A 24,129-nucleotide genomic window follows, 5' to 3' on the forward strand; every position below is an offset into this window, starting at 1 on the left:
GGTGAAATGCGAGAAAAATTGCAATATTGTCCGGCCTTCATAGTTTTAGTCATTTAATAAAGATTAGGGACAATGCACCAAAGAAGTGAAGTTCATGACGGAATTAGTTCAATAGAAGTAGAAATTGATGGTATCACTCAAGTATTTCCGCTGGATCATTTATTTAACCACGTCGTACAGGTTGAAGATTTCAAGTTTGAAGACCAACGAATAGAAAAAATTTCTATCGAAGTTCGCCCAACGAACCATGTATACAGCCGAGCGTTAGAAAACTCAGATCACGAACTACAACTTTCGTATTCTGGCCATCTACTAATTAAATATGAGCATTACGAAGATAGGCCCCATATTGCAAAATTAGATAGAGATGGATGTAAAATAATCTCCTCTGATAAAAGAGTTTTCTGCCGTGATAAATACCTAAGTAGTCAAAACATACCTCTTTTCGTTGAATCTCTCCAAGAGTCTTATTCCAGTCTTTGTGTTTTAGCAAATAAAGGCGATGATCGTACCTGCCTTACAGGTTTCTTTGAATTTCAGCATGGTGAAAGTGAAAAGCACTGTTATGTTGTTCTTTTCAAGCTGCATAGATTGAGTGCCAGAGATCTTTCTATGGTCATAGAAACTGCATTTTTAGTTGATGAGGATGACTTTCGAGTTAAACTGCTTCAAGGAAGGGACACAAAGCCTTTTTTGGTTGCAGTTAGAAACGTTTTCGCCAAAAGGCCACCTTTTCAAGGGCCTGCACTGCGGAAGTCAAAGAAGAACTATAAAAAGAAAAAGCAAACCCAAAAACAGTTAAGCTCGCCTAACACTAAATGAACTTTGAGTAGAAACAAAAAACCCAAACAGTTTTAATTGTTTGGGTTTCCGAATACAATAATTTTTTCCGAGATCCCTATCACTACTAGAGTAGTTGTCTCTGTCTTGCAGAGCGCCACCATCTAATATTTAAAAAATAATAGTTAACTAGGTGACGGGAGGCAGGGTATATAGGAGTGTATTAGCTCCGCAATCCGAACGTTCCTGCTCTTACTTGTTTGTAAGTATAACGCAGAAATACCATTGCACTCATCCGACCAGTTGGAGTTGTAATCCCAACAATAACTCTATGTATCTAACAACTATTTCGAAACGATAACACTGATTCCGCTTATTAGCTATTATAAATGCAAAATTTGAACAGCCACTGCATTCAACAAGGCGTCAGATTATCGGAGAGAAAGTGTGTCTGCAAATCGCTCTTAACTGCCATCAAATAATCAAAAATCCAACTTCCGCTTCGTACGTAAAGCGGAAGTTGGCCTTTACATATTTTTCATGTATATGAGCGTTCAAAAAAACATCAATTGTTTTGTGAAGGTGGAGCTAGCATAAGCGCTAGCTCTAACATATTAGGTTCGATTAAGCTGCGCAACAGGATAATTCAGATACGTCTTTATTGAAGGTTTGAGCGCATAGTTTTAACCCCTCTACCATTGTCAGGTAAGGAAATAGTTGTCCTGCTAATTCTTCAACTGTCATATTGTTGATAATGGCAATTGCTACGCTTTGAACAAGCTCACCACCTTCATGAGCCAATATTTGTGCGCCTATCAGCTTACCTGTGGATTCCTCTGCAACTAATTTAATAAACCCGTCAGTTTCAAAATTAGCTAATGCTCTAGGCACATTTTCCATTGGTAACACCCGACTTATCGTACTAATGCCTTGCTGGTTCGCTTGAGTTTCAGTTAATCCTACCGTAGCTACTTGGGGATCGGTAAAAATAACGGCAGGCATAGTCGTTAGATCTAAATTCACATCACCACCAGTCATATTCGTTCCTGCTCGGCTGCCTGCGGCTGCCGCTACGTAAACAAATTGTGGCATGTTCGAGCAGTCACCTGCTGCATATATACCTTCGACATTTGTTTGCATCTTTTCATCGACCATTACTTCGCCTCGCTCGGTAACTTGTACACCCACCGCTTTTAAGTTGAGTTTTTCTGTATTGGCATGACGTCCCGTTGATACAAGTAGTCTGTCAGAGGTGATTTGACCGTTGTTTGAGTCGATAATAAATTGTTTACCATCGTGGGCAATGTTTTTGGCACTCGTATAAGTAAGAACATTGATGCCTTCTTTTTTGAAACATTTCTCCAGTTCTTCACCTAATAATGGATCTTCACGATATAGTAAGGTATGCCTTGCAAGCACCGTCACTTCAGAACCCAACCGACGATACGCTTGAGCGATTTCCAGTGCCACTACTGATGAGCCTATAACAACCAAATGCTCTGGTAAATCAGTTGCAAATAGTGCTTCTGTTGAAGTCCAATAAGGCGTACCGCTCAACCCATTGATTGCTGGAATGGTGGGAGTAGATCCCGTAGCAATTAAAATTTTATCCGCACTGATTTCTTGTTGATCACCGTCTGGTTTATCAATAATCAGAGTGTTGGCGTTTTTAAAGCGTGCATAACCTTTGATAAGACTCAAAGAAGGGTTTGTATCTAAGATGTTCTGATATTTAGCATGTCTCAACTCCTCAACACGTGCCGATTGTTGCTGCGACAATAATGCTCGATTTAATTGCGGCTGGTGATTTTCAAGACCTGCAAATGGATTGTTACGTTGTTGCTCCGCGAGTTGTGCGGCTCTGATCAATATTTTTGATGGCACACAGCCTACATTTACGCAGCAGCCACCTATAACGTCTGCTCCCTCAATGATGGTAACTTTTGCGCCACCTTCAGCAGCCTTGGTTGCACAAGCGAATGCGCCAGATCCACTGCCAATAATGGCAACATGCAGATGTTTTTTATTTGATACAAACTGATCAGATGCACAACAAGAATCCTCCTGCGCATGAGATTGGTAGCCCTCTGACTCTAAGGCGTCAATTGCACTCTGGACGTTGAAATCTTCTGACGGAGTGATTGAGACTAAACTCTCTTCATAAGAGACTGAAACGTCAAGTACGCCTTCTAGTTTGATTATTTTATTGTGAACCTTAGGTGCACAACTGGGGCATGTCATGCCTTGAATACTTAACTTAATCATTTTAACTCCTTAGCGCCAATATTGTCAGTTGTGTCACATGTGCCATCATAGCGATGGTAAGCAGGTGAAAATATATCCCATAGCGATACCAAGACCATTAACCCTAGTGCTGAATAGGTTACGTATGTACTCCACCCATATTTAAACCAAGGGTACAAAGACAATAGTAAAAGGACGGGAGCTATCATACCGATGGCGCTTCGTCGCCATTGTTTATGACTCAGCCACCCTAAACCATTTAGTACGAGTACAACCCAAGCAAAAAAGGGCAATAAGGTATTGATAAACAGTCCTTCCCACTGACTCAGGAATCCCATTCCAATTGCAGCGCCTAAGCTGGCAATTGCAGGGAAACACATCGCACACCCCATCGCGGAAACGAGCGCTCCAATAGCACCTGCTTTTTCTCCAAAACGTGTGGTTATATTCAGTAGTTTCTTCATAAGACTACTTAACTTTCTTGGATGGGTAGCCCGCATTCGTTGTGGCATCAGTGAGTGCTTTGATGGTGGCCTTTTCGTCATCAAATGTTACCAACGCTAATTTAGTGTCATACGATACTTTGGCGAGTTTCACACCATCAACGTTTTCTAAGGCTTTTTTAACGGTAATCGGACAGGTCACACAGTTCATGGTAGGAACTTCCAGCGTAACCGTTTGTTCTTTTGCCACAACAGACGCCGCCGACACGCTAAGTAATAAACAAGTTATTAATTTTTTCATAATGATATTCTCCGTTTTAAAGATTTTTCGAAAACTTACGCAAACCAAATGATCCAGTAATTACTCGTCACAAGGACAAGTGCGACTAGTGCTGATACCCAAAAAGTGACTTGTCTGCGTTTTCTTGTTTTTGGAATTGCACATGCAGTGCCTTGCTCACATTTTTCGATAGGTCGATGAACTTTCCAGCCTGCGAACCCAAATGCAGCAATAACCAAAACTATAAAGATTGGTCTGTATGGCTCTAATAGCGTTAGGTTACTTATCCAAGAACCGCTAATGCCGAGTAAAAGCAAAACCAACGGTCCAGCACAGCATAATCCTGCACCAATGGCTGCAATTACCCCACTAATCAAAGGTAAGTTTGAATCTTGGTTCAATTTTTCATACTCCAGTTTATGAACTTAACTAGAGTATGAATGCCGTATCTAGGTACGGAGTCAAGCGTTTTTTGTTATTTTGAATTCGGTTGAAGTGAGTCAATGACTGGGCAGGTGTTTTTATCGGCATTAGAATGACATAAACCAACCAACTCGGTTAACGCCTTTTGTAATTTTTTTAAATCACTGATCTTATCGGCTACAGATTCTAGCTTGGCTTCAGCCAAATCTTGAACTTGGCTACACGGGGAGTCGTTTAATTTGAGTAGATTCTCGATCTCCTTTAGAGAAAAACCTAGTTCTTGGGTTCTTTTGATAAATCTGACTCTGTTAACTATTTCATCAGAGTAGTGTCGGTAGCCTGTTTCTGGCTTTGTGGGCTGTTCAATTAAACTTTTGCGCTCGTAAAAGCGGATAGTTTCGACATTCACCCCAACTTCTTTTGCCAGTTTGCTAATAGTTCTGTTTGGCATAATGTGGCCTACTTTTGATAAATTCTCATTTCATTTTACATATATGCTGCTTATATCGACACGGTAAAATTAGTAACAGTAACCCTATCGATTATCTACTATTCATTCAAAATGGTTGTGGAGAAGGGTTCGCCGATTTAAAGCTTTATACTTTTGTAAAGCAGAATAAAATGTACATCGACAACCGACGAATATCGCTTGCTTTTTAGCTCTAATGGCTGCGGTGCACAGCGTATGTCTGTAAAGTTTTCTCCTGTACATAACCAAGACAATTAGCAAATCACACAAACCAAAGGTTCAATTAGAGTGAAACGCGCTAACAGACACTATCCGGCACACTCCAGAGATGCATTCTTGTAGGTGGGGATGAAAGCAATATTGCTTAAACCGGAAGTCCAAATGATGACCTGAATGTCCGCTGTTTGTCTTTTGCTGCCTACCAACTCAGCTCGCCCAGTATAATCGCGTTAGATAAAAAATGAACGCAACCGCTCACAAAAAATAACGATGAAATTAACGCTATCGATCTCCTTGCTCCTCAAGACTGATGCCATGAATTGTAGTACAGATTTTATTAGCCATGTTCACAACCCTGAAGTAGACAACAATTTATTTAATCGGATATTTTCCCGTTGGAGCTCTGTATTGACGGCTTCTAAGCTGTCTACTTTTTTCGACAATGACGCAATTTCTTCGTCTTTATTTACGTCAATGTCTATCCCTAAAAGCTCACTCATCGGGTTAGGCACACTTCGAAATTGAAGAGCTTTCTCGCGCGTTTTTTTAAGCTCTTTGTTGAGCGCCATGATCTGAGTCTTCTTTGCTGCTTTGAGTTCGATAAGCTCTTCACTTAACGCAGACACTTGTTCCCACGCAGCAGCGATGCTCGCTTTAAAACGACTGATGTAACCGTCACGGGTTTTTTTAGCTACTTTAAAGTAGCGTTGCCTGTCTTTATTATGCGCCCGCTTCGTAACGCCGGAGATTGACGATAAAAGCGCATAATCATTTAGAATTAACTGAATTATGCTGTTCACTGGGGCAATGGCTTTTACGACTTCTTCTTGTATATGTTTCTCCAGAACACTGAGTTCAGAGAAGGTAGCATCTGAGCCCCGACCTGATTGCTTGTCATAGCGCGCCAATTCTCGCGCAATGAGGTCAAAGAATTTAACAAAGATATCGCGATAGCCAATGTCTGAGGCTTTTTTCCCCAATAAGCGAGGACATATCGATGAGAAATGGCGATATTGAAGCTCAATGTCTAGCAACAGCATGGCCACCACTGCCACTTTTACATCGGAGGTAACGGCATAGCTATTTAAGTGGTATGACGCCGTCTCAACACACACCGTAGCCCTATGCAAAGAAGGCGCATCAATCGGTTTTAACTGGCCATCAAGCTGCAGTTGTTCGTAAAGCGTGGCTTCAATGTCAGCGAATTCTGATTTCATTGAATCAATTTCGACGATAACATGTTCTAGGGTCACCCCCGGGAGTGAAACGTCATCCTCTTTGTCTAGCGCCTGATTCGGTTTAGTATTCATTATCGGTCTCACAGAGTTAGTTAATGACGATTGTATAAATGACTGAAAGCGAAATATGAACATAGCCAGTAAATTACTAATAGGTTTGTGTTTTTCACTGTTATACACAAAAACACTAGTTTTACCTTCGTAAAAGATTTTTTTATACCCGTCAGTACGTTACAAACATCTTTGTATACTCTTGCTTAATGACGTGAACACCGATTGAACGAGTGTTTTGTAAGAATAACGAATATAAAATATAAACCTCTGTCAGCACTGGTTTTTTCGTGATAAAACAGATTTTTTTCTATTTTTCCTTAAGGGGAATTTTACTAGCGCTATCATGCATTAATAACCAAATTAGCACGATTTTGAAACAGCGCAATAACCGCGCTTGAAAGCGCAGCCGTTTGTGTCACCAGTGAGTTGTTAGGACAGCATTTTTCAATCCGTCTGTTGTCTTATCGTACATTGGCCATCCCAGTCTTTGTGACATCAAACTCTTCACCGTAATGCATCGGCATAGCTGAACTTGTCCACCCGCCGGCCTTTTGAATTTGATCTAATGAGATACCTCGTTCAAACATGGTTACCACCCCACCGACCCGGGTACTATGGCAGCTTGGTTTGAATTCTAAATTGAGTGTTGCCGCTAAATTCTTATATCTGGCCAAGAGTGCATGGTATTGCATCGCGTTATCTTGTACCGTTTGCTTGGGTGATAATTTTCTCAATAAGGGGCCATCCGCAATGCCCGTTCTTGTGAGCCATTTGTCGATAAGATTGATAGTGGTTGTTGAGATATAGCCGTACTGGCCTTTACCTGATTTATCGGTCTTGGAGCGAGGCGCAAAGATCCGTTGTTTAGCAAAATCGATGTGATGGATCTCAATAGCTAACAAATTGGATGCTCGGAATATCGTGTCTATCGCCGTATTAAAGATGACGGCGTCACGTAACCCAATCAGCGGATCCGTATCGAGTTTTGCATTGATGGCATCAATAATTTCAAGGCGCATAGGCGCGGCTTGAGACTGACGACTGGGCTTTTGATTTATCTTATGGTTGGTGTATTCGGCAAAGAGTTTTGACTGTTTCCACGGGTCCGGTAATTCGCTTACACCAATGAAATAGCGCACTGACGCAATTTTTCGACGTATTGAATGATGCTTCAGTTTGGTCGACATCAAGTAGTCCAGATAGGCACGACATGTTGTTTTAGTCACATTGACATCACTGGCCATCGCCGGTAATGCATTATCTTTGCAAAACCCTAGGTACTGATTAAAGTCATACTGATAAGCGCGTTTCGTATTTTCTGACTTCAATTCCCATACATCGTCCTTTAACTCACGTAAGTTTCCAATTACGCGATCACGATCTGATTCAGCGATCGCCATCGGTACATTTTCTACATGAATTAACATTGCGCTCATAAATAGGTACTTTTTTATAATTTAAGATAATTCGACTTATATTGAATAATAGAGCAGGGGAGAGGGCAGATCAAGAAATCTCTTTTGCGTTACTAGTAACGCTTTGTTTATATCTTATTCTTAGCACAGGGGTACGTGATAAAAATAGCGTTACTAGTAACGCTTTTATTCTTTTTGGTTTTTAAGGTAATATGAGAGACAATAAGAAGAAGGGGTGAACAATGTCTGACCAAAGCCTTTGGCAACAATTTCTACATGCGCAATTAAACACGTTCTTATCAACCTTACAGGAAAAGGATAAGGTTACCAACGTAAATATAGACAAGCTCGAGCGTGATGTTTTAGCGTTAGGAAAAAGCATGGGCTTCATCGCGTTGAGAAAACATATTAAGCCTCAAAAGCTAGGTGAATTTGAACAATCTTTCACCATGTTCAAAGCACAAAAAGAGCAAGAGTTGTGGTCTGACTATCTAGCCAATCACCTATTAAAATTTTTATCTTCCATCCCCGAATCAACGTATCTGAAAGACAAAGAAGCCCTAGTAAATGCTGACAGTGTAACAATAAAAGAATGGCAAACACTGGCTCCAAAAGCCCTATATTCGGCTATGCGAGCGTGGTTACCCCAGGCCTCAATTAAGCAATTTCAAAATCGCTATCGGGCTTTTAAGCACCGCGGTATCAAACGCACTGACACCATAGATGTGAGCCCCCAAACCAAGACAATCATTGATATGGCAAAAGCTGAATTGCATGCCAGTAACTATGATGAGGTATTTGAACTCCTATTCTCAAAGCATTACAACGTCAGTGCCGACAGTGAAGTTAGAGCAGTAAAAGAACAGATTTCCGATGCATTACCTGCCTCCAAAAACCTGTTTTTGGAAGAATTCATGCTTAGATTAAACCCCAATGACAGAAATAGAGTGAAACTGCTCATTGAGGTTGCTTTTAATGACGGCTGGGAAAGAGCAAAGACATGTAGAAAGCGAAAAGGGGACCCACGCGCAGAAGCGTTAGTAGATTGCAGTATTTTTACAACTGCTGCGAACTTCTCGACTGATGAAAGTAGTGACTAAGACACCTTGGGAAATGACCGATATTGTAAGCCAGGTTTAACGAAGCTAAAGAAAAGGCGATATTTTTCGATTAGTCCGAACCTTTTATTATTATGGAGAATGGAAGGTGTGCACCAGTAACAAAGAGTGTTACAAGGCGGGGAATCGCCCCAGCGAATACCAGGGCATAGAAAACAAACCATGATTTGTTGTCCTTCAACAGTATGTCTTGATTTTTTGAGATGTTGCTACCGCTAGATGCTAAACATACTGCTTTAACATCATCTTTAAAAAGCGCTAATTCGGCCTCCATTTCTGTTATCGTTGCTTTGCTTATCTCATCTTTAACTATTAATGCATCCATGCATTTTCCCTGCTCTTCATCCTTCGACGAACAAGCTTTACCTTTGAACATTTGAGGTATTGATACGTTGTCTTCTATTTAAACGCGACTTGGAGGAGGTGGGGTTTGGTTTGCGCAACCCTGAGGGTCGTTGTTAACTGTATAGTAAATGATTTGATAATGGTCTGGGACACACTTCACAATAAGAAAGAGAAGAAGCACAAAGGAAAAACATTTGATGATTTTCATAATGTGGTTTCTAGTCCGTTCTTACATTAAAGTAACAAAAATTATCGAAGGGAGTGAGGAAACCCGATCTAAAAGGTAACTTTAACTTCAGCTATCTAGCACTTATGCTACTGTTGTATAATGGTTCTAAAACACCAAAAATGACTCATGCCCTATAGCTAACACGCCTTAACCTTATAGCTAAAACGGTTTTAGCCCCATTAACAGCGTGACTAGCTGGTTCTTATAGGCCCAGTGAGAGGTATCCTCGCAGCGGTATCGTATCAGCTGGTCAATGTTATTAAAATCAGCTTCCAAGTCTCTGGCGAAGATTGGTTCGTGATGAGCTATTCTATTTCTTAAGCGTCTGACGTCCTCAAGCAACGACCTCAATGTATTACGCATGTTAGGTATGGTTTTTGTTGCGTCATGATTAGGAAAAACGGTTTGTAAATATGGATTCCATAAACGTTGATCGAAACGTTGGGTTAATAGCTTTTCCCAGAAGACGAATTTCAGTTCAGGTATGACCTTCCCCGTAGTAAGTTGTCCTCTTTTTGCATCCGTCAAATCTCGTCTGGGGCTATAGCCTTTCTGTGGGTTTGGCAGGCTTCGCTCAAAAGCTTGGCTCCATGGCCATTTATCACCATATTGGCTTTCTATAGCGTCTGAGATAGCATTTCTGATTACAACCTCACAAAGATGCAGAGGTGAGAGAAATGCAGCTGAAATCTGAGCGTTCCATGAGTATAATTTCAAGGCCTGTTCCGTATTTAAAGGTGTACCATTGAACGATACATTCTCGTAAGTACTTAGCCTTGATACTGACAGTGATTTTTTAATACTACTTGACGACACCGTCAACTCCTTTTATCATTACAACACTAGCTACGGGACTAGCTGGCTATTGGCCTCCCCCTGTAGACATGCGAAAGAAACAAAAAGCCTGCTTAACAGCGGGTTTTTTGTTTCTGTTAAAAACGTCACATCTCATCTGATTAAAAGCCATTCGCACCTAGGTCAAACCAATCGAAAGCATACCCCTATATCTTACCCGTTAGCAACGCTGAATTATAGATATCATAGAACATATAACTCATTGTTTTGGACGCGTATACTGTGGTTATCAAGTCATGCCCATAAACGTATTAGGCGCACAAAATAATATCCCTAATACTACTTGCACTTTTTTCACAGTTACAATGACAATCGTAAGGTACAGTTAACCGCGCAACTCCTGCCCATGCTATGTTACTTGGGCTTTTTTTCTGTGGTGTTGCGTGTCAACGATAAAAAAGTCACTAGGAAGCTTGAGAAAAGCAGTAACACTGCTAAGACGAATACTAAATAGCACCGAAGGCGAAATAAAGGTCGATGAAAAGGTTGAATGATAAAGCAGTTCCAGTTGGCTACGGGAGCGGCAGAAAATACCCATTCTATTGCGCATGTAATGCCAGCGATTAACATTATACAATACTGCCAGTCAATGATGGCATATAGCTTCGTAGGGTGTGTTAGTAAACTTTTGGACCGCTTTCTGATGTCACTTTCATTCTAATAATCTGTTTGGTTTCAAAAAACTATAGCAAAGAATCCAATTTTTACTCATACCATTGTGTAGCGGGCCTTTGCCGCAGGCTTTTTTATACTTAAAAAAGTTTTTCCAAATTGTCTTTTGCTGCCTGTCGATTCGAGTCGAAACTTTCTATCAAATGTGTCTGACTATTTCTGAACTACTACGCTTGACTTTGTAGAGCTAATTGATTTTGAGATTTACGAGCCATTAGACCTACACATCATTGTAATCATAGTATTTCAAATCTAAGCCGAGTTCAATAGAATACCTAACATTGTCGTTTAGTAATAATCTCCCTTCTTCGATTAACGAAAGAATAACTATTTCAGAATATTCAGCGGCTGTTGATATGCATTCCATACCCATTCCGCCATAGCCGCTGATGTAAAATTTACCTGTAATATCACACGCAATAATTAGAGACTTTTGTTTCAGTGCATTTATGAATTGACGAGACATTTATACTTCCCACCTTGCTTGAATTTTCATGTGGCTTGACTTTTTTATTCACTCTAATTTCCGTCGAAGTTGTTAATTTTGATTTCAGTAAAGCCGTAACGGTAGAGCAGACAAATATTAGATGTACTTCTTGAGCAACGCAGTTCGTTGTCGTAAGTTATTATTACCGCTAATCAAGGAGAGAAATACCTTCATTATATTTTTCAGAAAGTTCGTTAATGAGTCCGACTTCTTCGTCACTGAGCAAATCTTGATAGAGGTATTTCATTCTTTTGCGAATGTATAAAAAAAGTACACTCTCTTCAATTTCGTCTGTATTAAAATCCCAAAAAATCAGCGCTATTTCAGGGTACTGAGATAATAAAAATATTCTTTCAGACATTAACACTTCCTCCCCCCTGCTTTGATTTTTGTTCTGCTGTCGCTTTTTGAACAAGTAGCGTAAATATCTTTCAATGATTTATTACCCACACATTAAATAATACGCCAACGAAACCGTTTCTTCCAATCAAAAGAACTCCAAACCTAATTTTTTCAAATAAAATCAGGGTGTTGAATATCAACTTCATAATATGCAACACATTAAATGCTATTAGTGCTGATTTCATGTTTTAATAGTTGACAAGGCCGAGGTTTTCAGGCGTTTTAAAAAGTCGTTTCAGTATGCGCTTTCACTTTTTCAAGAAACTCTATGACTTCACTGGGGTACCAATCCGCGCTATGCCCATTATCTAATTCTGGGAAGGGCTCAAGAATATTGATGATAATGTCATGAGCTTCATCCAACTCTTCTGCAATTGTCTCTTCCGAACGTAAAACTGACTGTCGGTATTCATTAAAATGAATTCGATTTAAAGCGAAAAATAGTCATTAGTCCTAACATCTGCATTTAATTTATACCATTTTCCCTAAAGGACTTACGCTCAAGGATTATATCGGCAATACCGCTTTTGATGTATTCATTGAAATAGCGGACTTGTGACGAGGCGTTCATCAGAGAGGTGAGAAGCTGCTTTAAAAAGGTGGCAGTAGTGCTTTAAGGGGGTATAAGTGTTCTCCCAAACGGAATAAACACCTTGTCAAGTTATCTTACTTGTCACTTTTCAGTTCTGAGTTTGGCCTATACATGAGTAGCTGCTTTGGCGAGACAACTAAATTAGAAAAGGTCGTTCTTGCTCCGTCCACAATCATCAAATTTCAACCATTTTTCGCAGCCCCCTTGATTTTAAAGGTCTCAGCTAGCTACCACAATCTTTAAAGTGAGTTTTCAACCCCAAATAAATGCTTTCATGCTGTATTTTTTTACTCTGTCTTCAACTATCAAACTAACGTATACCCTAGCTGTTTCAAACAACTCTTCAGATACACAATAATCATCGAACATACGTATTGAGTGCTTTTATTCATGAGACAAAAATAAACCACCAGCAGACCAATTAGGTTTTGTAAACCTCCCCCTAATTAGTTTCATCCATAATTAGAGGTTTCGGCTTGTTCATGCTTACCTAAATATTTCCATGGTGTCAGATCATTCAGCGCATCATGGGGGCGTTCTTCGTTGTATTCTGTCATCCAGTTTTCGGTCAGTTCACGTACTTCGTTCAATGTTCTGAAGACATACATGTTGAGTATTTCTGTTCTGTAAGTGGGGTTGAACCTCTCGATAAAGGAATTCAGCGTAGGCTTTCCGGGTTTAATAAACTCCAGAGCGATGCCATGTTCTTCTGCCCAGCTTGCCAGAGTAACTGATGTAAATTCAGGTCCGTTATCAATGCGAAGTTTATTAGGATAACCCCGCCAGGCGACTACACGCTCCAGAACCCTGACGACACGCTGCGATGGCAGGCTCAGGTCAATTTCGATAGCCAGTGCTTCACGGTTGAAGTCGTCCACCAGATTAAACGTTCTAAAGCGTCTAACGCATTGCAGGCTGTCACACATAAAATCCATTGACCAACAATGGTTAGCCTGGACTGGAACGGCCAGTGGCTCTGGATTTCTCACTGGTAGACGACGTTTTCCACGACGTCACTTATTTAGATTAAGCTCTCAATAAATCCGATAAACGCGCTTATGATTCCAGCCATGACCCCAACGACGTAGGATTTTGTATAGCTTACTAAATCCGTAGGCCGGATATCGCTCAGCGGCTTCTACCAGTTTGGCGATGACCTTATCATCACGCGTTTGGTCGGGCTGGTCACGATAAACTGAATCACTGATGCCAACAGCGCGACAGGCAAGACGTAAACTGGCACCATGCTGCTCTCGAGCATAATCAACAAGCTCACGCCTTATCGCTGGCTTTACAGCTTTTTTTCGACGATATCTTTGAGGATCCGATGTTCCAGGCTTAAGTCTGCAAACATTGCTTTAAGCCGCCGATTTTCGTCTTCGAGGTCTTTCAGTCTTTTGATATCAGACGCTTCCATACCACCGTACTTAACTTTTCAGTTGTAGTAGGTGGCATCTGAAATACCGTACTCACGGCAGACTTCTTTGACCAGTCTGCCTGTTTCCACTTCCTTTAAAATCTTTACGATCTGTAACTCTGTGTAACGGGACTTTTTCATCCGGAGTTCTCCATTCTTGGCTCAGTTTACGCCGAACAACTCCAAAAAGGTATGCCACTATCTTAGGGGAGGTTTACATGTGTAAATCAGTCAAATCTTCTTTCGGCGGAGACACCTAAATTGCAGTTATTAGCACACTTTAGTTAAACAAAGCGTATTGTCGAAAGACATTAAGATCTTAAGGTGTAGTGGCTCATATCTGATCTGACATTTTTATTTGATGGTTTAGATACCATCTAACAGGCAGCTTCAGAAAAGTGGCGACCGAACAGATCATTGACTAGCTACTTCTGCTTTGTGCCAGTAGTGTAATCATTGTGATTCTAACGACACTTTACAAAATTATATGGCTGAATGAGCTTTAGAGCTGAAATAATTTCTAACGGACAGAAGAAAACATGCCCGAAACCGGAAAATGCTGTCATTTACGTTGAAACAGTTAGAGATGCAACATAGCAAACCGCGGGTTATCTGCTTGATTCTACTTTGTATGTTTTCATTACCTGCTTATAATACGAAAAAACGAAGTCATAATATCAGGAATTTATCTGATCCGGTCGAGCCAAAAGTTTTGGCAACTTTGAGCATTATAGCTATCGGGCAGGCACTAGGTTGCTGGGGAACAAATAAAAGGCTTACGGATTTAGCACCCTAAAGGGTTTGTTCACTAAATTTTACATGTAATAAAAAGGTGTTACTGATTTATGTTTAATCGCAATATGGATAGTGTCTTAGTAGCCAAGGGTTCAGGCGAAATAGGAACTTTCGCTGATCCCGAAAAGGTAGCAAAGCTGAAAGCCAAGCGTACTCGTTTAATTACTCAATATAAATTACAAGATGAACAAGCTAAAGACAAATACATTCCAACTAAAGCTAAAGTTAGTTCACAAAATACGAATAACATCAAATTAACTGAACATACTAGTAAGCCCATAACTTCAAAACTAAGTACTCTAAATTTATTTGTAGCCTTTTCTATTTCCTTGATTATCGCAGTCGCTGTAGCTATCTTGCACTGATGCTTAATGATTATTTTGAAAAAGGATTTTTAAATTTATGGATAAAAGACCCAATATTGCCCACTCAGAATTTAAAGGGTTCAATACTCATAGAGACATCATGTTATGCGGATACGAATGGGCCATACAAAGGAAGAGCAACAATTAGAACAAGCTCCTGAAGGAAGTGGTCTCTTTTTCGATGATAAAGCAATATGTACATTTTCAAACCAACCCCCTCGATATGGGGAGAGAGCCTTATCATGGAAATATCAGAAAGCGATAAAAAAGTGGTTTGACATGTGGGGATGTCCGCTCGACTCTGATGGTTTAGGCCAACCCCTAGATAAAAAGATCGTGCAAACAAATTGGATGGATACCCAAGGACACAACACGGCTGATTCTGGCAACGGTTTGAAGTTGTCGCAACGCCTTTTATCAGATCATCAAGTTAAGAACTTTCTGTTTCACATCAATTATTTCAAACCTAAGTTAATCTTATTACTGGGAAGAGAACTAATTTCTGCATTAAATAGCAAAAAAGTAAAACGACAATTCGAGGCTATGGTCGGGAGAGCAAATAGCTACCCAACTGCTATTCGGGGTACACCACCTGGAACTAGGTTCAAAATTTTCTTCCAAGATTTTGTTTCAGAAAACAACGATTTCACTCATGTTGTATGCTTACCGCATCCTAGCGGCTCAAGAGGTGTGAGAGATAGCTACATGCTTCAATTTAAAGACCGAATATACCCTCTCCTATCTGAATTTGTGGAATAATGAAAGTAAACTTAGCTATTTTAAAATGCATTAAAGCTTAGATTTTGGGCCAGCATATTATTCTTAAGGAAGAGCAATGGCTTTAACTCAAATGCAAATAATTCAGTCGCTGGGAGAAGCTATGTCTTGGTTCGAGCGAGAATTAACTTGGGGCGTGCCTCCTACTGAGCTTAGGCATTTAATTGGCCGAATCGGTGAACTTTATGCCGCACTCATTACAAACGGGCAAATGGCTACAGAAGTGAATCAACAAGGCTATGATGTCGTCAGTGCTAACGGCGAGAGAATATCCGTCAAGACGACGGCTATGATGGGTTCTAGTGGGCATATAGCGTTTAACTCTAACACACTCATATCCGTTGACCGCATTATTATTCTAAGGATCAACACTGAAGAGATGCAGATCGAAACTCTCCTAAATGAAGAAAAAGGAGTTGCAGAAAGTTTGATGCGCGAAACGAGCGGTACTAACGGGAAGTTGGCAATATCACTATCGAAACTTTTAAGCATAAAAAAGCCAAACAGTAAAATCAGTGTATTAAAATCTATTCAAATTTCAGAGTACACAATCAAAGAGTTGGAAAACGGTACAATAGAAGTCGAAAGAGATAACCAAGTACTCACTCCAGCTAAGCCGATACTTCGCGAGCTAGCGAAGCGACTCAACATCAGTATCCTCAACGGCGCGGGGAATCCAATGAATACGAGGCAACTTGGTAGCCTTATCATAAAAACAACAATTAACTGAACAGTAGGCTTATGCAAGAAGTTATTTTGAAGCTTGGTGGAGAGGGAGAAACCTTATCACTAATAGGTACTCGAGGTACTGATGGTTTAAGAAAATACCACATACAAACAAGTTCAGAAGCCTTGTTAGAATTGCTATCTGAAAGCGATAGGTTACCGTCCTCTAAACAACAGCGTCAGATAAAGGTGAGTTCATGGAAAAAAGCATGTGACCTGCTTGAACAGTATCCTAGTTGGTACAAGCTTCATCCAATAGAAATTCATCCTGACTTCGCTTCGAAGATACATAAACTCTTTTCCACAAAGAATGACTCCTCAATACATCACAACAAGATAAAGGATATATTTAGACCTGATAACACATCAAATACCGATACCAAGTTGCATGTAAATACCCAACTTAATTCGATAAGTATTGATAAAATTAAGGAGCTTTATGAACAATATTACGCTCTGATTAAATTAGAGATTGAAGAGTTTGGAGTAAAAGCTACCGAAGTACGACATTTAATAGGTCGAATCGGTGAATTTTATTGTGCACTAAAAGTTGGTGGTGCATTAGCTTCTAGAGCTAATCAACACGGTTTTGACGTAATATCAAAGCACGGCAAAACTATAAGTGTAAAAGCAACAGCTCAGGTAAATGGATTTGTTGCAATCTCAGCTTCTACAGCCAATTTAGCAGATGAACTCATGCTTATTCAGTACACGGCCGGTAAGCTGAACATTGTTTACTATGGTTCAATGGAGCCAGCCTTAGACTCTGCACGACATTACCCAGAAAAAATGAAATTTGAGTTAGAAATTGGCAGTGCTAGAAAATTAGAAAGCTACAAGCCCAAAGTATCAGATTAGATATGAGCCACTACAATTTAAAGCTCAGTGTAACTCTAGATACATCCACGCTTTCTATATTCAGCCTCCCAAGCCTTGAAGCGCTGTGTAAGTAGCTCTTTAGTTTTCAATCCTCGTGCGAGCACACGTTTGCTTTTTGCCCTTTCTTCTTTATTTTCGAACGTTACTCCGGATAGCTCCTAGTCAAACATACCAGGAACGACATGACTGTATTGTTGCTCTATCATCGCAATACTAGTACCGCATTGTCGAGCGAGTACATCAACTCTTAAAGTTCGGCGAAGTAATTGCCATGTTATGTAAGTGTGGCGCAACGAATAGAGTATTCTAGGTCCATCTGGGCTGGTCTTTAATCCAGCTTCTTCTAAAGCTGATACAAAGGTTCTACCTAGTTCGTTGGTACTTGATCCGTCAGCTAGTACAAATATTTTGTCGGATGGTCGGCGGTTAGGAAAACGATCCATTAGATTAATTAGGGGAAAGACAAACTCATCTTTGCACACGACAGTTCTGGTGCCAGTATGTTTCGTGGTCTTGCCTTTTCGTACTTTAATTTTAAAAATGACTTGGTACTCTTGTCTCGTCATTGATATGTCAGCCCAAGTCAGTTCTTCCATTTCAGTGCCGGGTCGAATACCTGTATTGACGACTACGTCAGCATAATCTAGTAAGAGTTCCCTTATTTGTCTGGTCTTTTCCTTACGGCTGTTGTCTCTCATACTTTCTAGAGTTTCAACAACCTTTTCATATTCAACTTCACTGAAAGCAGCACGTCTAGCCCCCTGCTCTCCTTTGTTACTTAATACTGGCACTTGAACTGGCAACATCCATTGCTTTTCAACCGCAGCTTTAAATACCATTTGTAGCGCAGCGTTATGATTTAATAGAGTGGATTTGTTAAGAACTTTACCAGCCTTTTGTATTCGCCAAATGTCGAATTCTTTGAGCTTGTCTTGGTCTATAGAAGTGATATACGTGCGGTCAAAAAACGGAATATGATATTTTTTCAAAGCCCCCATGTAGTCTTTGTAGCTAACTTTTCCACCACCGTGAGCAAGCTCATGTTCCATAGCTAGAATACTCTTCGCAGCTACATCGCGAAAACGCTTGCTCGTTGTGAGAGTTCCGCTTTTATTTTTCACTCCATACGTAGCAATCTAGCCGCTGCTACAGCTTCTTCTTTATCAACTTGTTTAGTTGATTTGCAGTGCCATTTCCCGAAAAGCTGAAAACGGGCGTACCACTTTTTGCTGTTATCTTGCAGGAAAACGTAGAGAGTGTCGTCGATGTCGTGTCTTGCTAGCTGCTTAGCCATAAATACTCATTTGCAAAGAAAAAATAATGCGCTTACTTCGAGTACATATGGCCTTGTGACAATAGCCACCTGTTTTATATGGATATTTTCAGGTTATGTTAATACACATTAACATGACCTACTTTGTTTATTTAAAGAAATAAAGTTTTGACGAGCATAGCTGCGCAGTTTTTTTGAACCTTATTTTTCAACAATAAGGTCAATCTGAGCATGAACAATTCGGACAGTCCTAATTATTTGAAAGCCAAGCAACAATTTCATTTTGAAATGCAAACAAAGCTATTCCACTTGTAATCATTGCAATTACAATCGGCATGGCTAAGCCAGTGCCTGTAAACAATACGTTTCCCAAGACTTGTGGCGGTCGAAACTAGAAATTTCCAGCTTCTGACTTACTAATACTGCTTATTCGTTTGACTAGTTTCCGCTACACGGTTACCAATTAAAGCCGAATTGAAATTCTCCCCAACGATGGTATTCATCGTCAAAAGGAATCCCCTCTACTTCCGGACTTCTAACCCTATATGTCCCGGTAATCCACCAGGTTTCCCAAGACACCTTTACGCCAACTGCTTTAGTGCGTACACGCTTTGCAGCGTGCAGGGTATAAGGGGAGTCAGTGAACACGCCCCCCTCAATCGTCGAATTCCTGAGAACTGCAGTTTCTTCTAGAGTAGCAAATAGATATGCGCTGGCGGGGGCACAAATAACCTGAAAAGTGCAGAGTGTTGACTGCACATCAATCTCAGGCTTTGGTTCTGGCGCAGATGTGAGATTTTGCTCGTCCAACTCAGGTACGTGAGGAACCAGAAGCGGGCCGGCAAAATAGCTTTTCATGTTATACAAGGAGACCCTAATATCCAGCCCGGCAGTGGCTCTCATGAATACGGTACCGGCTTCGATGATGACATAAGGCTGTGCATCGGTATACCTAGTGTTGAGAAGTACGTCTTTATCCCACTTCATAAACTGAGGGATAGCGAAACGGTGTGTATAGTTGACCTGCACTGCAGGCTCGGTGGCTATCTGCTTTTCCCATGTTGGGTCGTCCAGACTCCATAACTTGTGCCAGTTCTTTTGCACCTCCTCAGAGAATGACGCTCTCCCCAGTAAACCCAGCTGCAGCTCATAACGTGTGCGCGAGTCATCGGCATAAAGGCTTTCTACAAACCGAGAGTAATAGGTATAGCCGGCGTACGGCCTGTCCAATGGCTCGAACTGTTCAAATCTGGCTGTGATGACCTTGGGCGTGTAAATCAAGTTTGCAGCCTGCCACCCAGCATTGTGCTTATAGATCTCGAATTCATTTTCACCACGGATACAATCGAGAACATTGACGCGATAATGAAAATCGTAGGCGGACTGAGGCTTTTCTTTGCAATCGGCCCGTTCTGGCTCTTTAACCTCTATTGGAAGAGGGTCACCGATCTCCTGAATATTGCCGTCTTCGGTAAAAAAGGCCGATTTTTCACCGTTTACAGAAATGTAGGTTTTTGAGCTGAAGGCGCGAGTCACTCGAAACGCGTTGGTGAAAAACCTATCTGAATCTATAAAAGCATCGTTCTCGATATCAATCAGCCAGGCACTTTCTTTGCTGTTGGTAGTGTCTGCATAGATATCCCAAATACTTTCTTTAGCAATAGCACTAGGGCAGAGGAGTAGTAGGGGAAATAAGTTGAAGTAACGCATAACAGTCCGTGTTGTGAGTGTTCTAGATAAATATTAGCCAACGTTTTTCAGCTTAACCAGTTTTTTGCAAGAAACATTGATGAGATACATTTGCAGATAATGTACGCACAAGAGTATTTGTATCGGCATACTGGGAGCGAGCTTGCAAAGTCCAATAATTATATAGAACAGATCTTTGAAATCGTGGGCGAGGCTCTGTGGCGAGATAGAGAGGTCGGACAAGGTCGCACTGTGGTTCTGAAATGATGTAGTTGGTTGCTAGGCGTCGGCTATATGCTGGCGCCCTACCCCTGATAAAATTCGCAGCCTAGCGGTACATGAGTTTGGCCGACCCAGTGTGCCTGTACCAGTTACATCAACTATCGTAAGTGGGCCAACGGTACACCACCCGGCAGTGGCTTAACCACCAGACTTGGTTAACCTGATTTATCCTCCGGTCACGTGATTTTTTGATTTCCCCCTAAAATAACGTCTTCATTTGAATAGGAATATGAATGAAAGCCTACATTTCCTTCATCATCAGCGCTGAGGTGCGTATTTATTGCCAACAGGTGTGAAGCACTTAAGTCGAAAACTTTTGCGACATCGCTAATGCTTTCGAGGGTGGATGGGACCTTATAGAAACCTGCAATCATGATCATTCTCTCTCTATCGTGACAATGCTTCTGTCGGTTTGGGTTGGAGTATAATCAAAGCTTTTTAAGGTAAATGGCTTTGCAACTGGCTTCTCAAGCATGATTTCTAGTTCCTCACCCGGAGCAGGCGCTGCTTCCAATACCGCTATGTCAATATCATCCAATGTTTTATACCAAGACTCCAATGCCGTAGTGTTCTTCTTAAGAAAAGTAATTGCTTCCTCATTGAGTCCATCAAACCTATCTGGTAACTCTGCTAAGAAATCCGCTATCGTTTTGTCACTACCTTCAAGATATTTGAATACATCGTATGTAAGGTAGATGTGATTTGAATCAACACTTTCTTCAAGTCTCGCTGCGAGACTTTCGGTCAAGCTTTCTATCCGTTTCTGAGCGTCTATGCTGACTGGTTCAGGGTCATTTCCTCCTGTCATCGAATCGATGTGATCTTCAACCTGCTGTTTGAAGGATTGAGGTTGAATAGTGAGTAGTTTTCTTATCTTATTGAAGTTATCTTTGACTTTGTCTTTTATTCGCTTAAGCACTGCCGATGTCCAGCCCTCTTCAAGTCCGGATTGCCCAACGCTCATCAACTCATACATGGCTGCCATCTCTATATTCGAGATAATTTTTTCATCAAGGATTGTTTCTAACTGCTCTTGTACGAGTAATTGTGGCAGCACCTCCGAAGGCGACTTAATGTTGGCTGTACGGATTGAGTCAGCTACCATCTGGTTAATTTGAACAGATGAGCATACATAGGATAGGTCAAGGATTATCTTTGCTGCTTTATAAAACGTATGTGGGCTTTGTTCGAGTGCATAATCAAGTTGCTTGTTCATAGCCTTTCTTACCAGGTCAACAACGCTGGCTGCATCGGGCCCCATCAGATAGTAGTTTTGATATAGCTCTAGCGATGACACCAGAAATGAACTTCCTAGCGCTAGCCTTTCAATGGTTTCGGTTGAGGCGCCATTGATTGCCAATAGCCCGGTTGCCAATACGCTACCAACCAAATATTGGTCTTTCGTATATGACATTTGATGGCTGTTATTAGCGATCCCTTCCACAGTCGATAAGCAGTTTTGATAGGTAAGCATAGAGCCCTGTTCGACAAATCGCTTCAATGTTTCTTTGTCTGGGTCTGGTGAGTTGATTTGTCTTTTGGCGTCTAAATATGTCGCGTAACCTTCAGCTGGGTTGGCTGTGCCGTCCATGTGGTCTTCGGAGATGAATCTGTCGCTGTTCACAGGATGGTTGGCACATCCGCCTATAACTAATGAAGTGCATACTGCTATGCAGATTTTTGAAGTCCTTTTCATGATAGTGGCCTACTTTCATAATTGTATATTAAGTATACAATTATTATCGATTACTTCAAGTGACTGCCTGAAACCAGCTTATTAACGAATTCGGTTACGCTATAGATGGAAACACTTATACTCTGCTATTTTCATATCGAGGCGAAAATATCGATGGTATTAAACTGTCAGATTACGACGAACTTCGTCGTTAAAAATTCGTTCTTTTCCAGTTCCCAATCTACCGCCGAGGTTTAAATAAAACCTTCTTTCTTACTCCTTAGAAGAGAGGCTAGAAATTTGCCGTAAGCCTAGCGGTCAACACAGCAATTATGGAAAGCATACTTTTAATCAAAGCTCTAACGGGGTTAGCATCAAAGTTCATCTCTGATTTCTCTAATGCGTTAACACATACAAAGGTAGATGAAGCGATGAAACCCTACTCGCGGGAAAAACCGATCTTGTCATTTAAGGACGCTGTGCAACCTAACATTATTTGCCATAATAATCACATTTTTGAATTTCAGATGCATTATATGCTGCGTCTCAAATACCAAGCGATCTTAGTGCCTTTTTCATGTCGCAGTATCGTTATAATTGTGCTTAAGAAAGTAGCCTGAATACTTGGCGAGTTTGTTGAACGCAATTATCGATAATGAACGCCATTATATGTTTAGAACAATGCAGTTCCTTCGTAACAGGAACCCTCGTCAACTAGTCTGCCATCAAACAAAGCAAGTTTTTAAAGGTAACATCTCAGTTATTGCGCATGCGTCCGATAAATTCACACGCTGTGTTTATAAGTTAGCTAAGGTATGACGCTCTCTTCGCAAAGGAGGATGGTCATGTAGAGACATCAACGAAGAGAAATACAAGACTGGCATAATCTGTCTCAAAAACAAAGCGGGTTTACTAAGCTAGAGTTGTATAGCCAACAGCAGATTAATGTTAAAAACGGGTTAAACTAAGCGTCGTGATATTCGGTTCAACGAGCAAGTAAGAAGTTCTTTCAAGTGAAGCGTGAAGTCATTAGAATTGAGTCATACACTGAGGACATGATTCAAGGCTTTCAGACGGCTTCTCCGCCCATTTCTTTTAACTTTTAAATGTCCGCTCCTTCATAATCCGGCCGCAATGTCTTCTCTCCTGAATTAATATGAACCATTGTTTATCAAGCCAAAACGAAGTCGCGATCCATTTACGTTCTTACATGCCAGAACGATGTATAAACAATCAAAGGTTTGGCTGGATGATCATATCAGATGCCGGAAGGCTTTGTGGGTACGCCGCGCAAAATCTAAAGCTCTTTTTTAGCGTTTATTCTATTTAATTAGCCGCCTATGTCTCACTTTTATGTCAAAGTGGGTTTAGAGCAAATTAAGACCAACGCGGTCAAAGAGCATAGACTAAACGACATTCACAGCAAAGCCGCGTCCTGTTTTGAAGCCTTATACATGTTACACAGTCATGTCAGGTTGCTGAATAAAAGAAGATTAGAGAAGCAACTCTTACTCTAGTCAGAAGATTTGTCGACAGTGAATCATTAGTTTTTTCGATATTGCTTCTACGCGATCCATTTTTCCATCTCTAAAACCTAGGTTTTCGCTAAAAAAACGTATAATACCTTCGCGCGGGTATGCGGTTTACCATTTTGTGAAAAAATTGTTTTATATAGTATAAATGAGATTTTAATATCAGAAATATGTGAGAATGCCAAAAACGGCAAAACGGCAGTAAAACCTAGTAGCAAAAAGGGATGAAAATGCCGAAAACGGTAAAACGGCAGTAAAACCTAGTAGCAAAAAGGAATGAAAATGCCAAAAACGGTAAAACGGCAGTAAAACCTAGTAGCAAAAATGGATGAGAATGCCAAAAACGGTAAAACGGCAGTAAAACCTAGTAGCAAAAATGGATGAGAATGCCAAAAACGGTAAGACGGCAGTAAAACCTAGTAGCAAAAATGGATGAGAATGCCAAAAACGGTAA

23 protein-coding genes and 1 pseudogene are annotated in these 24,129 nt (G+C 40.7%); 6 read left to right on the top strand and 18 right to left on the bottom strand.

Features of this window, described 5'->3' with window-relative positions; translation table 11 throughout:
- Positions 1 to 72: 72 nt before the first annotated feature.
- The gene (locus MHN00_RS20265; protein WP_239302200.1) at positions 73 to 822 is read left to right on the top strand and encodes a hypothetical protein; all 750 of its coding nucleotides are present in this window, start codon (positions 73 to 75) and stop codon (positions 820 to 822) included.
- Positions 823 to 1,404: 582 nt separating this feature from the next.
- Here the strand turns inward: MHN00_RS20265 and merA are convergent.
- The 7 genes from merA to MHN00_RS20300 form a co-directional block, all read right to left on the bottom strand.
- Positions 1,405 to 3,045: a mercury(II) reductase gene (merA, locus tag MHN00_RS20270; RefSeq protein WP_020743016.1), complete on the bottom strand. Its 1,641-nt coding sequence runs from the start codon at positions 3,043 to 3,045 to the stop codon at positions 1,405 to 1,407.
- On the bottom strand, positions 3,042 to 3,488 hold the full coding sequence (merC, locus tag MHN00_RS20275; protein ID WP_020743017.1) for an organomercurial transporter MerC: 447 nt from the start codon (positions 3,486 to 3,488) through the stop codon (positions 3,042 to 3,044). The genes merA and merC overlap by 4 nt, the downstream gene beginning before the upstream one ends.
- Positions 3,489 to 3,492: 4 nt before the next feature.
- On the bottom strand, positions 3,493 to 3,768 hold the full coding sequence (gene merP / locus MHN00_RS20280) for a mercury resistance system periplasmic binding protein MerP (RefSeq protein WP_020743018.1): 276 nt from the start codon (positions 3,766 to 3,768) through the stop codon (positions 3,493 to 3,495).
- 35 nt (positions 3,769 to 3,803) lie between these two features.
- Complete coding sequence (locus MHN00_RS20285; protein WP_020743019.1) at positions 3,804 to 4,148, bottom strand: mercuric transporter MerT family protein; 345 nt, start codon at positions 4,146 to 4,148, stop codon at positions 3,804 to 3,806.
- Positions 4,149 to 4,222: 74 nt separating this feature from the next.
- A complete protein-coding gene (gene merR, locus MHN00_RS20290) occupies positions 4,223 to 4,621 on the bottom strand; it encodes an Hg(II)-responsive transcriptional regulator (protein ID WP_061095336.1) in 399 nt (132 codons plus the stop codon).
- A 584-nt stretch (positions 4,622 to 5,205) separates the two neighbouring features.
- Positions 5,206 to 6,168, bottom strand: a complete 963-nt coding sequence (locus MHN00_RS20295; RefSeq protein ID WP_239302201.1) for a hypothetical protein — start codon at positions 6,166 to 6,168, stop codon at positions 5,206 to 5,208.
- A 443-nt stretch (positions 6,169 to 6,611) separates the two neighbouring features.
- Positions 6,612 to 7,586: a tyrosine-type recombinase/integrase gene (locus MHN00_RS20300; protein WP_061487031.1), complete on the bottom strand. Its 975-nt coding sequence runs from the start codon at positions 7,584 to 7,586 to the stop codon at positions 6,612 to 6,614.
- A 221-nt stretch (positions 7,587 to 7,807) separates the two neighbouring features.
- On the opposite strand from MHN00_RS20300, the gene MHN00_RS20305 reads away from it, so the two are divergent.
- Positions 7,808 to 8,665: a hypothetical protein gene (locus tag MHN00_RS20305; protein WP_239302202.1), complete on the top strand. Its 858-nt coding sequence runs from the start codon at positions 7,808 to 7,810 to the stop codon at positions 8,663 to 8,665.
- 70 nt (positions 8,666 to 8,735) lie between these two features.
- Here the strand turns inward: MHN00_RS20305 and MHN00_RS20310 are convergent, their stop codons facing one another.
- The 6 genes and pseudogenes from MHN00_RS20310 to MHN00_RS20335 all read right to left on the bottom strand — a co-directional run bounded on the left by MHN00_RS20310 (position 8,736) and on the right by MHN00_RS20335 (position 13,823).
- Entirely contained in the window at positions 8,736 to 9,008 is a 273-nt protein-coding gene (locus tag MHN00_RS20310) for a hypothetical protein (protein ID WP_239302203.1), read from the bottom strand.
- Positions 9,009 to 9,416: 408 nt separating this feature from the next.
- A complete protein-coding gene (locus tag MHN00_RS20315; RefSeq protein WP_239302204.1) occupies positions 9,417 to 10,073 on the bottom strand; it encodes an Abi family protein in 657 nt (218 codons plus the stop codon).
- A gap of 931 nt (positions 10,074 to 11,004) precedes the next feature.
- On the bottom strand, positions 11,005 to 11,250 hold the full coding sequence (locus MHN00_RS20320; protein ID WP_239302205.1) for a hypothetical protein: 246 nt from the start codon (positions 11,248 to 11,250) through the stop codon (positions 11,005 to 11,007).
- Between the two features lie 169 nt (positions 11,251 to 11,419).
- Entirely contained in the window at positions 11,420 to 11,632 is a 213-nt protein-coding gene (locus tag MHN00_RS20325; RefSeq protein WP_239302206.1) for a hypothetical protein, read from the bottom strand.
- 263 nt (positions 11,633 to 11,895) lie between these two features.
- Positions 11,896 to 12,036: a hypothetical protein gene (locus MHN00_RS20330; protein WP_239302207.1), complete on the bottom strand. Its 141-nt coding sequence runs from the start codon at positions 12,034 to 12,036 to the stop codon at positions 11,896 to 11,898.
- A gap of 681 nt (positions 12,037 to 12,717) precedes the next feature.
- Positions 12,718 to 13,823: pseudogene (locus MHN00_RS20335) on the bottom strand (IS3 family transposase).
- Between the two features lie 704 nt (positions 13,824 to 14,527).
- Here MHN00_RS20335 and MHN00_RS20340 point away from each other — a divergent pair.
- The 4 genes from MHN00_RS20340 to MHN00_RS20355 all read left to right on the top strand — a co-directional run bounded on the left by MHN00_RS20340 (position 14,528) and on the right by MHN00_RS20355 (position 17,203).
- On the top strand, positions 14,528 to 14,842 hold the full coding sequence (locus MHN00_RS20340; RefSeq protein WP_239302208.1) for a hypothetical protein: 315 nt from the start codon (positions 14,528 to 14,530) through the stop codon (positions 14,840 to 14,842).
- Positions 14,843 to 14,959: 117 nt separating this feature from the next.
- The gene (locus MHN00_RS20345; protein ID WP_239302210.1) at positions 14,960 to 15,601 is read left to right on the top strand and encodes a hypothetical protein; all 642 of its coding nucleotides are present in this window, start codon (positions 14,960 to 14,962) and stop codon (positions 15,599 to 15,601) included.
- Between the two features lie 76 nt (positions 15,602 to 15,677).
- A complete protein-coding gene (locus MHN00_RS20350; RefSeq protein WP_239302212.1) occupies positions 15,678 to 16,349 on the top strand; it encodes a hypothetical protein in 672 nt (223 codons plus the stop codon).
- Between the two features lie 11 nt (positions 16,350 to 16,360).
- A complete protein-coding gene (locus tag MHN00_RS20355) occupies positions 16,361 to 17,203 on the top strand; it encodes a hypothetical protein (protein ID WP_239302214.1) in 843 nt (280 codons plus the stop codon).
- A gap of 179 nt (positions 17,204 to 17,382) precedes the next feature.
- Here MHN00_RS20355 and MHN00_RS20360 read toward each other — a convergent pair whose 3' ends face one another.
- The 5 genes from MHN00_RS20360 to MHN00_RS20375 all read right to left on the bottom strand — a co-directional run bounded on the left by MHN00_RS20360 (position 17,383) and on the right by MHN00_RS20375 (position 22,164).
- Complete coding sequence (locus MHN00_RS20360) at positions 17,383 to 18,273, bottom strand: site-specific integrase (protein ID WP_343213235.1); 891 nt, start codon at positions 18,271 to 18,273, stop codon at positions 17,383 to 17,385.
- Between the two features lie 68 nt (positions 18,274 to 18,341).
- A complete protein-coding gene (locus tag MHN00_RS20570) occupies positions 18,342 to 18,518 on the bottom strand; it encodes a hypothetical protein (RefSeq protein ID WP_343213236.1) in 177 nt (58 codons plus the stop codon).
- Between the two features lie 435 nt (positions 18,519 to 18,953).
- Positions 18,954 to 20,207 carry a lipid A deacylase LpxR family protein gene (locus MHN00_RS20365; RefSeq protein WP_239302216.1) on the bottom strand — a complete coding sequence of 418 codons (1,254 nt, stop codon included), beginning with the start codon at positions 20,205 to 20,207 and terminating at the stop codon, positions 18,954 to 18,956.
- Positions 20,208 to 20,644: 437 nt separating this feature from the next.
- On the bottom strand, positions 20,645 to 20,848 hold the full coding sequence (locus tag MHN00_RS20370; RefSeq protein ID WP_239302218.1) for a hypothetical protein: 204 nt from the start codon (positions 20,846 to 20,848) through the stop codon (positions 20,645 to 20,647).
- A complete protein-coding gene (locus MHN00_RS20375; protein WP_239302220.1) occupies positions 20,845 to 22,164 on the bottom strand; it encodes a hypothetical protein in 1,320 nt (439 codons plus the stop codon). Before MHN00_RS20375 ends, MHN00_RS20370 begins: the two co-directional genes overlap by 4 nt.
- Positions 22,165 to 24,129 lie beyond the last annotated feature (1,965 nt).

It is taken from the genome of Alteromonas sp. Cnat2-8 (genome assembly GCF_022348355.1).
Lineage (GTDB): Bacteria > Pseudomonadota > Gammaproteobacteria > Enterobacterales > Alteromonadaceae > Alteromonas > Alteromonas macleodii.

Excerpts from the sequence above, each read along its gene's own strand:
- MHN00_RS20265 (WP_239302200.1), top strand. The coding sequence starts at position 73 with ATGCACCAAAGAAGTGAAGTTCATGACGGAATTAGTTCAATAGAAGTA.
- merA (WP_020743016.1), bottom strand. The coding sequence starts at position 3,045 with ATGATTAAGTTAAGTATTCAAGGCATGACATGCCCCAGTTGTGCACCT.
- merC (WP_020743017.1), bottom strand. The coding sequence starts at position 3,488 with ATGAAGAAACTACTGAATATAACCACACGTTTTGGAGAAAAAGCAGGT.
- merP (WP_020743018.1), bottom strand. The coding sequence starts at position 3,768 with ATGAAAAAATTAATAACTTGTTTATTACTTAGCGTGTCGGCGGCGTCT.
- merR (WP_061095336.1), bottom strand. The coding sequence starts at position 4,621 with ATGCCAAACAGAACTATTAGCAAACTGGCAAAAGAAGTTGGGGTGAAT.
- MHN00_RS20295 (WP_239302201.1), bottom strand. The coding sequence starts at position 6,168 with ATGAATACTAAACCGAATCAGGCGCTAGACAAAGAGGATGACGTTTCA.
- MHN00_RS20300 (WP_061487031.1), bottom strand. The coding sequence starts at position 7,586 with ATGAGCGCAATGTTAATTCATGTAGAAAATGTACCGATGGCGATCGCT.
- MHN00_RS20305 (WP_239302202.1), top strand. The coding sequence starts at position 7,808 with ATGTCTGACCAAAGCCTTTGGCAACAATTTCTACATGCGCAATTAAAC.
- MHN00_RS20310 (WP_239302203.1), bottom strand. The coding sequence starts at position 9,008 with ATGGATGCATTAATAGTTAAAGATGAGATAAGCAAAGCAACGATAACA.
- MHN00_RS20320 (WP_239302205.1), bottom strand. The coding sequence starts at position 11,250 with ATGTCTCGTCAATTCATAAATGCACTGAAACAAAAGTCTCTAATTATT.
- MHN00_RS20325 (WP_239302206.1), bottom strand. The coding sequence starts at position 11,632 with ATGTCTGAAAGAATATTTTTATTATCTCAGTACCCTGAAATAGCGCTG.
- MHN00_RS20340 (WP_239302208.1), top strand. The coding sequence starts at position 14,528 with ATGTTTAATCGCAATATGGATAGTGTCTTAGTAGCCAAGGGTTCAGGC.
- MHN00_RS20345 (WP_239302210.1), top strand. The coding sequence starts at position 14,960 with ATGGGCCATACAAAGGAAGAGCAACAATTAGAACAAGCTCCTGAAGGA.
- MHN00_RS20350 (WP_239302212.1), top strand. The coding sequence starts at position 15,678 with ATGGCTTTAACTCAAATGCAAATAATTCAGTCGCTGGGAGAAGCTATG.
- MHN00_RS20355 (WP_239302214.1), top strand. The coding sequence starts at position 16,361 with ATGCAAGAAGTTATTTTGAAGCTTGGTGGAGAGGGAGAAACCTTATCA.
- MHN00_RS20360 (WP_343213235.1), bottom strand. The coding sequence starts at position 18,273 with ATGGAACATGAGCTTGCTCACGGTGGTGGAAAAGTTAGCTACAAAGAC.
- MHN00_RS20570 (WP_343213236.1), bottom strand. The coding sequence starts at position 18,518 with ATGGCTAAGCAGCTAGCAAGACACGACATCGACGACACTCTCTACGTT.
- MHN00_RS20365 (WP_239302216.1), bottom strand. The coding sequence starts at position 20,207 with ATGCGTTACTTCAACTTATTTCCCCTACTACTCCTCTGCCCTAGTGCT.
- MHN00_RS20370 (WP_239302218.1), bottom strand. The coding sequence starts at position 20,848 with ATGATCATGATTGCAGGTTTCTATAAGGTCCCATCCACCCTCGAAAGC.
- MHN00_RS20375 (WP_239302220.1), bottom strand. The coding sequence starts at position 22,164 with ATGAAAAGGACTTCAAAAATCTGCATAGCAGTATGCACTTCATTAGTT.